Source organism: Frankia tisae (genome assembly GCF_025403405.1).
Taxonomy (GTDB): Bacteria; Actinomycetota; Actinomycetes; order Frankiales; family Frankiaceae; genus Frankia; species Frankia tisai.
This window is the reverse complement of the sequence record NZ_JANEZT010000038.1, coordinates 19,795-28,680: the sequence shown is the minus strand read 5'-3', so window position 1 is coordinate 28,680 and position 8,886 is coordinate 19,795. Positions and strand designations below refer to the sequence as shown.

At 73.3% G+C, this 8,886-nt stretch carries 6 protein-coding genes; 2 read left to right on the top strand and 4 right to left on the bottom strand.

The window, feature by feature from the left end; translation table 11 throughout:
* Positions 1–566, top strand: a 566-nt coding sequence (locus tag NBZ85_RS06215) for an MFS transporter (protein WP_261554755.1), incomplete at its 5' end; no start/stop codon positions are given.
* Positions 567–665: 99 nt separating this feature from the next.
* On the opposite strand, the gene NBZ85_RS06210 is transcribed toward NBZ85_RS06215, so the two are convergent.
* The gene (locus NBZ85_RS06210; RefSeq protein WP_261561627.1) at positions 666–4,028 is read right to left on the bottom strand and encodes a ribonuclease E/G; all 3,363 of its coding nucleotides are present in this window, start codon (positions 4,026–4,028) and stop codon (positions 666–668) included.
* Between the two features lie 277 nt (positions 4,029–4,305).
* Here NBZ85_RS06210 and NBZ85_RS32560 point away from each other — a divergent pair, with 277 nt between their 5' ends.
* A complete protein-coding gene (locus tag NBZ85_RS32560; RefSeq protein ID WP_261561626.1) occupies positions 4,306–4,638 on the top strand; it encodes a hypothetical protein in 333 nt (110 codons plus the stop codon).
* 108 nt (positions 4,639–4,746) lie between these two features.
* On the opposite strand, the gene NBZ85_RS06200 is transcribed toward NBZ85_RS32560, so the two are convergent.
* The 3 genes from NBZ85_RS06200 to rodA form a co-directional block, all read right to left on the bottom strand.
* Positions 4,747–5,508, bottom strand: a complete 762-nt coding sequence (locus NBZ85_RS06200; protein ID WP_261554753.1) for a TIGR03936 family radical SAM-associated protein — start codon at positions 5,506–5,508, stop codon at positions 4,747–4,749.
* Positions 5,492–7,564, bottom strand: coding sequence for a TIGR03960 family B12-binding radical SAM protein (locus NBZ85_RS06195; protein ID WP_261554752.1), 2,073 nt, complete (start codon positions 7,562–7,564; stop codon positions 5,492–5,494). The genes NBZ85_RS06200 and NBZ85_RS06195 overlap by 17 nt, the downstream gene beginning before the upstream one ends.
* A gap of 74 nt (positions 7,565–7,638) precedes the next feature.
* Complete coding sequence (gene rodA / locus NBZ85_RS06190; protein ID WP_261554751.1) at positions 7,639–8,874, bottom strand: rod shape-determining protein RodA; 1,236 nt, start codon at positions 8,872–8,874, stop codon at positions 7,639–7,641.
* Between the last annotated feature and the right edge of the window lie 12 nt (positions 8,875–8,886).

The following is an 8,886-nucleotide window of genomic DNA, read 5'->3' as shown; positions in this document are numbered from 1 at the left end:
TGATGATGGTCTGGCAGCTACTCGTCTGGACCGCAGGCGCCGGGACAGCTACGGCTCTCGCCGTCGCCTGCCGCCCGGCGGCCGAGGCGGCCCGCCGCCACGGTTCGGTTCCCGGCACGGTGCCGGCCGCGGCCGGTGCGCTGGCAGCGCTGGTGGTGGTCGGTCTCGCCCTCACGGCGTTCGCCGGCGTGCCGCCCTGGGCGGGTGCCTGCTGGCTGCTGGGAACCGCCCTGGCGGCGGGATGGATCGCGCTGCGGCGCCGGGATCCGGCGGCCTGGGGAGTGCCGGCGCAGCCGGCGGGTGAGGACCCGGGGCCGGACGGCTCACCGCGCCAACGGATGAGTCCGGACCTCGCCGATCAGGATGATCTCGTCCAGTCACTGACGATCGCTTCGTACGCGCTGCAGATGGGCGACGCGGGGCGCGCCCACCAGGCGGTCGAGGTCGCGCTGTCCCGCTCGCGAGCCACCCTGGATCTGCTGATGCGGGAGAACCCCGGCCACGGCTTCGTCCGCCCCGGGCCGGCAACGTCCCAGAGCCCGGCAGGTCCGACCGCCGCCGCCTGAGGCTGGTGCGCCCCCGGCGCCGGCCTGCCGGTCGCCCCGCCCGCCCGGAAGGATCCGAGGGGAAGGGCGACCGGCAGGGCTCAGCCGTTCAGCCGTTCGTCAGGTGGCGGTGGACTCGGCCGACGGCGGCACGGACTCCAGCGAATCGGCCGGCTTCGAAACCGGACGGGACGCCCGGCGCCGGCGGCTCCGGACGGGCTTGCCGGCGGTCGCACCGCTGTCGGCGGTCGCACCGCTGTCGGCGGTGGCGAGGCTGTCGGGATCGTCGGAGTTCGCGTAGACGGGCGGTGTCGTAGCCCCGTCTCCGGTCGTCGACGCGAGGGTCACCGTCGCGTCGCCCCCGGCGTCCGCCACGGGGACGTGGCGGACGTTGCCGTTCACCGCCGCGATCGGCGCGGAAGCGGCGTCCACCACCACGACCCCGGATTCCGACGGCGAGTCCGGCGCGCCGCCGGCATCGCCTGCCGTCGGGCCTGTGACGTCGTTGTCCGTCGAGGCCGGCGGGACGATGCCGGCCTGCGTCGCGGTGCCGCCGGCCACCTCGATGGCCGCAGCGGGAGCGCCGGCCGAGGCGGACGCGACGAGTGAGGGCCCGCCGACGGCACGGGTGGCAGCGCCGCGAGAACGCCGGCCCGACCCGCCGGAACCGGACCCGGACCCGACCGCAGCCGGTTCGGCCTGGCCGGTACCGGATCCACCGGAGGCGGCCGGGGCGGCCCCCGAGTGGGCGTGGCCGCCGCTGCCGTTGAGGTGGATGAGCACGCCGCGGCCGTTGCAGTGCACGCACGACTCGCTGTACGCCTCCAGCAGGCCCTGGCCCACCCGCTTACGGGTCATCTGGACCAGGCCGAGGCTCGTCACCTCCGCGACCTGATGCCGCGTGCGGTCACGACCGAGGCACTCGGTGAGCCGGCGCAGGACCAGCTCCCGGTTGCTCTCCAGGACCATGTCGATGAAGTCGATGACGATGATCCCCCCGATGTCCCGTAGCCGCAGCTGGCGGACGATCTCCTCGGCGGCCTCCAGGTTGTTCTTGGTGACGGTCTCCTCGAGGTTGCCGCCCTTGCCGGTGAACTTGCCGGTGTTGACGTCGATGACCGTCATCGCCTCGGTGCGGTCGATGACCAGTGATCCGCCCGAGGGCAGCCAGACCTTGCGGTCGAGTGCCTTGGCGAGCTGCTCGTCCACCCGGTAGTCGACGAAGACGTCGCCGGTTCCCGTGTAGCGGCGGATACGCGGGCGCAGGTCGGGGGCGACGGCGTCGAGGTACTCCTCGATCGTCGCGGCCTCGCCGGAGCCCTGGACGACCAGCTCGGTGAAGTCCTCGTTGAAGATGTCGCGGATCACCCGCACGACGAGGTCCGGCTCGCCGTAGAGCAGGGACGGCGCCGACGCCTTCTTGGCGCGGCGCCGGATGTCCTCCCACTGCGCCGCGAGCCGCTCGACGTCGCGCTCGAGCTCGGCCTCGCTGGCACCCTCGGCGGCGGTGCGCACGATGACGCCGCCGTCCTCGGGCGTGATCTTCTTCAGGATGCTCTTGAGCCGCGCGCGCTCGGTGTCGGGCAGCTTGCGGCTGATGCCGGCGTTCTGACCGTCCGGTACATACACGAGGTAACGGCCCGGCAGGCTGATCTGGCTGGTGAGCCGGGCACCCTTGTGCCCGATCGGGTCCTTGGAGACCTGGACCAGGACCGACTGCCCCGACTTGAGCACCTGTTCGATCTTACGGGGACGGCCGTCGAGCCCGGAGGCGTCGTAGTTGACCTCACCGGCGTACAGGACGGCATTGCGTCCCTTGCCGATGTCGACGAACGCCGCCTCCATGCTGGCCAGCACGTTCTGCACCCGGCCGAGGTAGACGTTGCCCGCGTACGACGCGGAGCTCGCACGGGTGACGAAGTGCTCGACGAGCACGCCGTCCTCGAGGACGGCGATCTGGGTGCGGTCACCTGCGTGGCGTACGATCATGCGGCGCTCGACCGCCTCGCGGCGGGCGAGGAACTCGGCCTCGGTGACGATCGGCGGGCGGCGCCGGCCGCTGTCCCGGCCCTCACGGCGCCGCTGGCGCTTGGCTTCCAGCCGGGTCGAACCGCTCAGGCCCCGGACCAGATCCTCGTCGCGGCGGACCTCACGCACGTGCACGACGGTGTTCGGCGGGTCGTCGACCACCCCAGGCTCGTCGCCGCCGGTACGCCGACGCCGACGCCGACGGCGGCGCGAACCGCCCGTGCGATCGTCGTCGTCCTCGTCGTCACCGTCATCGGCGCGGTCCGCCGCCTCACCGCCGTCCGCCGCGGCCGGCTCCGCCGCACCGCCGCGCCCGGGACGATCGGTGGCGTCCGCGACCACGCTCGGGCCTTCGTCGGTCTCGCCGACGCCGTCCTCTGCGTCGGTCTCGGTGCCGTCCTCGTCTCCACGGGCCCGGCCACGGCCGCGGCGGCCACGACGACGGCGCCGGGTGGAACCCGACCCGCCACCCTGGTCGTCCTCGTCGAACTCCCCGTCCTCATCGGCGGCGGCGAGTTCCTCGGCTGCGATGTCGGTGTCGATGTCGGTGTCGATGTCGGTGTCGGTGACCTCGTCGGCGGCCTCCAGCTCGACGGGCGGACTGGCGGCTTCGATGGGCTCCGGGACGGCAGTGGACCCTGTCTCGCCCGCGGTGCCGGCGCGGCGCCAGCGCGGCTCGGCGGCCGCCGGCTCCGGCGCCCGGAAGGTCACCATCGCCACCGGGCGGCGGGCCGCCGGGCGGGATACGGGCTCGGCGGCCGGTTCGTCGCCGATGCCGGCCCAGGTCGGGGCGGTGGCCCGCCGGGTCCTCGTCCGGGAGCGGGTGCCGCCCGGCGCCGATTCGGCGGCGGGCGGTACGACCTGGGCCTGCTCACCTTCGGCGGTCGCGGGGCCGAGTGGGGCGCTCGCGGCGACCGGCTCGTCGACGAAGGCCGGGTCCGCAAAGACAGCCGGGTCCGCAAAGACAGCCGGGTCGGCAGCGGCAGGCGGCTCAACGTCAGCCGGCGACTCGATACCGGCCCGCGGCTCAGCGACCGCGGACGGCCCAGCGACGGGGGTCGAGGGAGCCTCGCCGGCCGACCCCTCGCTTCCCCGAGCCGGGCTGGCGGGAGCGTCTACTGCCGGCACGGAGCCGGACGCGGGCTCGACGGGCGCGGCCTTGGCGGCCGTCGCGCGACGCCTCGTGGTCCGGGTACGGGTAGCCCGAGGCGGGGTGGCCTCTGCGCCGCCGACCTCGACGGGCGCGGCGGAGGCTGCCGCCGGTTCGACGACGGACGGCTCGCCGGCCGGCAGCTCGCCGACGGGGGGTACGGCTGGTGGCGTCACGGGGCCGGAGGTAGCCCGGCGCGAACGGGTCCGCTTGGGCTTCGGCGCGTCCTCGACGGGCGGCGGCGCCGCGGCCTCGCCGGCCGGCGCCGTTGCGGCGGACGGCCCTGCCGAGTCGGCGCCACTCACGGGCTCGACAGAGGCCGGGACCTCCGCCGCGGCGACGTCACGGACGGCGCGACGGCTGCGGGTCGCCCGGGTACGCCGGACCGGCGCCGGGGACTCGGCGCCCCCAGCCGCGCCGTCGCCGCTGGGCGTAGCGGCATCGCTGGGCGTAGCGGCATCGGTGGGCGTAGCGGGATGCGCGGCCCCCACGGATGGCGCGGCGGCCTCGGCAGCGGGCGAGGCGGCTCCGGAGGCGGCTGATCCGGCCGCGTCCGCTACCTGCGGCGAGGCCGGATCAGCCGTGGCCGCATCGCCCGCCTTCGCCCTGGTCGCGCGGGTACGCGTGGTGGGGCTGGTCCTCGTCCGCCGCCGGGTGGTTGCCGGCGCCTCGGCTGACGGCGCCTCGGCTGATGGGGCGGCGCCGTCGCCGGAAACGGACGCGGACACCGAGGAATCGGCGGTGTCGCTGGTCATGCTCGGGGCGGCGGTTGCCACGGCGCCGTCGGGAGCGGACCCGTCCGGGTGCTCGGAGGGCGGACCGGCGGCCCGTCCTGCGGCCCTGCGCCGACGCGGCGCGGGGCGGGTGGCTTCGGATTCGGTCTGGGTGGTCAGATCATCGTCGGGCACGGGTTAAGAAGCCTCTCGGGCTCCCGGGCGCGCTGCCTGGTGCAGTCGCGGCCGCGCAGAAGCCAATGTCTCGGTCCGGCTCGGTTGCTGCCGGGAAAGCCTGCGACGCCCTGCATCACGCTGATGATCGACCTGCTAGCCGGCCAGCGTCGTTGCGGTCCGGCGCTAGCGGGTCCGCCAGCGTCCCATCATCGCGCAGTCGGCCCTGCTCCAGCCGCGTTGGCTCGGGCGGCACCGACGGGCGCAGACCGGCTACCACGCCGAGGGCGGTCAGCACGTCGTCTGGTCGCACAGCGGGCGTCGTGTGCCGCACGACCAACTCCAGTATCGCACACGTGTCGTTCCCCGCACGACAAACGGCCAAGACAATGGCGGCACGCACATCGAACCGGCGCCGACCGTCCTTGGTCGCCCGCTCGACCTGGACGACCTCCTGCCGCAACAGCTCGGTCACCGCGCCGCGCAACTCGGGCTCCGCGACCCCCGGTAGCCGCACGACCCACCGGGAGGCATCGATCCGCTCCGCGAGCCCGGTCCCCTCGGCTACCACGGCGCCCACCACGTCCAGCCCGGGCGGCAACGCCGCGTCCAGGTCAGCCTGCAGCTGCGCCGGCTCCATCTCGACGGCCAGCGCCAGCTCCACGTACTCGGCCTCGCTGGCAGCCCCGGTGGGCGCGGCGCCCACCCAGGAGATCCGGGGATGCGGGCTGAAGCCCGCCGAGTACGCCATCGGCACCGCCGCCCGGCGCAGCCCCCGCTCGAACGTGCGAGCGACGTCCCGATGTGACAGGAATCTCAGCCGCCCCCGCTTCGCGAAGCGAAGCCGGACCCGTTGGACGACCGGCGGGGGCGGCGGCCCCTCAGGCCGGCGTGCCATTGCTCACCGCCGCCGGGCGGAGCCGGGAGCCGGCGGCCGGCCCGTCCTCGACGCCGCCGGGTACGGCCTCGGCATCGATGCCGTCAACGCCATCGACGGACACGGAAGCCGCGGTGACCACCGGCGAACCCGCCGACACGCTCACCACCGGCAGCAACGACCGGCCGGTCGGGCCGATCTGGGTATCGGTCCCCATCGTCGGGCAGACGCCGCAGTCGTAGCAGGGGGTCCAGCGGCAGTCGTCGAGCTCGGTGCCGCGCAGCGCCTCCTGCCAGTCGGCCCACAGCCAGTCCCGGTCGAGGCCCGCGTCGAGATGGTCCCAGGCCAACACCTCGCGCTCGTCGCGCTCGCGAGTCGTGAACCAGTCGAGGGAGATCCCGAGCGGTTCGAGCTCGGCGGCGCACGCCGACTCCCAGCGCTCGAACGAGAAGTGCTCACTCCAGCCGTCGAAGCGGCCGCCTTCGCGCCAGACTCGCTCGATCACGGCGCCGACGCGACGGTCACCGCGAGCCAGCAGGCCCTCGATGATGCCGGGACGGCCGTCGTGGTAGCGGAACCCGACGGCGCGAGCGATCTCCTTGTCTGCCCGCACGGTGTCGCGCAGCAGCTTCAGCCGCGCGTCGGTCACCTCGTGCGACGCCTGGCCCACCCACTGGAACGGGGTGTGCGGCTTCGGGACGAAGCCGCCGATCGACACCGTGCAGCGGATGTCGCGGTGGCCACTGGCGCGACGGCCGGCCCGGATCACCTCCCGGGCTAGGTCGGCGATCTCCAGCACGTCCTGGTCGGTCTCGGTCGGCAGCCCGCACATGAAGTAGAGCTTCACCTGGCGCCAGCCATGGGCGTAGGCGGTGCTGACGGTGCGCACCAGGTCCTCGGCGCCGACCATCTTGTTGATGACCTTGCGCAGCCGCTCGGAGCCGCCCTCCGGGGCGAACGTCAACCCGCTGCGCCGGCCGTTGCGGGAGAACTCGTTCGCGAGGGTGACGTTGAACGCGTCCACCCGCGTCGAGGGCAGGCTCAGCGAGATCTTCTCGTTCTCGTACCGGTCGGCGAGACCGGTCGCGATCTCGCCGATTTCGGTGTGGTCGGCGCTGGACAGCGACAACAGGCCGACCTCGTTGAAGCCGGTGGCCCGCAGACCCGCGTCGACCATCGCGCCGACAGTGGAGATGTTCCGCTCCCGCACCGGCCTGGTGATCATCCCGGCCTGGCAGAACCGGCAGCCCCGGGTGCAGCCGCGGAAGATCTCCACGCTCAGGCGCTCGTGCACCGTCTCGGCCAGCGGGACCAGCGGGGCCTTCGGATACGGCCAGGCGTCGAGGTCGGACAGCGTGTGCTTGCTCGGCCGGAGCGGGACGTCGTCGCGGTTGACGGTGACCGCCTGGATGCGGCCATCAGACCGATAGGTGACGTCGTAGAACGCCGGCACGTAGACCAGCCGGCGGTGGGCAAGCCGAGCCAGCAGCTCGGTGCGCCCACCGGGGGCGCCGGCCGCCTTCCACCCGCGGATCACGTCGGTGATGCCGAGGACGGCCTGCTCGCCGTCACCGAGCACCACGGCGTCGACGAACCCGGCGATGGGCTCCGGGTTGAACGCGGCGTGCCCACCCGCGACCACCAGCGGGTCGGCCTCGCCACGGCGCTCGGCCTGCAGGGGGATCCCGGCGAGGTCGAGCGCGGTGAGCAGGTTGGTGTAGCCGAGCTCGGTGGAGAAGCTGACGCCGAGCACGTCGAAATCGCGGACCGACCGGTGCCCGTCCACCGTGAACTGCGGCAGGCCGTGCTCGCGCAGCAGCGCCTCCAGGTCGGGCCACACCGAGTAGGTCCGCTCGGCGAGCACGTCCGGCTGCTCGTTGAGGATCTCGTAGAGGATCTGCAGCCCCTGGTTGGGCAGGCCGACCTCGTAGGCGTCCGGATACATCAGAGCCCAGCGCACCGCGGCGGTGTCCCAGGGTTTGACGATGGAGTTCCCCTCGCCACCGACATACTGCACGGGCCTTCGCACCCGCGGGAGCAGCGGCTCCAGGCGAGCGAACAGCGACTGTCCGGACATGCAGGCGAGCCTACGGCACGGCGGCAACCCCACCACGGGCCCGCGCGATCGCCGGGCCTTCCCTACCCCGACGGCTACGAAGCGTAAGGGTCGGAGCGCGCGCGTAGGCGGACGTTCTGCAGCAGGCCGACGCCGATCATGTTGGCGAACATCGACGAGCCGCCGTAGGACAGGAACGGCAGCGGCAGACCGGTGACCGGCATGATCCCCAGACACATCCCGATGTTGACGAACGACTGGAAGGTGAACCAACAGACCACGCCCGTGGCGATGAGCGCGCCGAAGGAGTCCTGGGAGCCGAAGCCGATCGACAGCGCCCGCCACAGCACCACGCCGAGCAGCACGATGATCCCACCGGCGCCGAGATACCCCAGCTCCTCGCCGGCCACGCTGAACACGAAGTCGGTCTGCTGCTCGGGGACGAACTGCCCCTGGGTCTGCTGGCCGTGCAGCAGACCGCGGCCGGTCACGCCGCCGTTGGCAATCGCGATCATGGCCTGGGCGACGTTGTAGCCGGTGCCGGAGGAGGCCTTGTTCTCGGAGACGAACGAGGTGAGCCGGGCCTCCTGGTACGGCTGGAGCAGGTGGAACTGCAGGATCGCGCCGCCGAAGAGCACCCCGCACAGGATCAGCCCCAGCACCCAGCGCCGCGGCGCCCCGCTGACCGCCAGCATGCCGAGGGTGGTGAAGACCAGCACCATCACCGTGCCGAAGTCCGGCTGGAGCATGATCAGCGCGATCGGGACGACGGTCAGCCCGAGGACGAGCAGCACGTCGCCGTGACCGGGGGCGCTGCGCCGGATCCCGGTGTGGCGGTCCTCGTGCTTCTCCCCGAGGATCATCGCCGCGCCGACGACCAGCGCCATCTTGGCGAATTCCGACGGCTGGAGCTGAAAGCCGGCCGGCAGCACGATCCACGAGTGCGCACCGTTGATCGTCGACCCGAACAGCAGCACCGCGACGAGCCCGACGAGCGAGCCGAGATAGACGAACGGCGCGTAGGCGCGCAGCACCCGGTAGTCGACGAGGGTCGCGATCGCGCCGAGCACCAGCCCGATGGCGAGGTTCAGCAGATGACGCTTGAGGAACGTCTGCGGATCACTTCCGGCCTCGCCGAAACGCTGGCGGGTCGCCGACCACACCAGCAGCGCGCCCACGACGGACAGGCCGATGACACACAGCTGCAGCGTCCAGTCGAGCCGTCGTAGCGGCGAATGGCGCCCCGAGGCGCGATCCCGCAGCTGCCCGATCCGCCCCCGCACGGGTACCGGGGACGACCGCAGCGCGGTCGGTCCCGCCTCCTGGGTCACAACGCCTCCTCC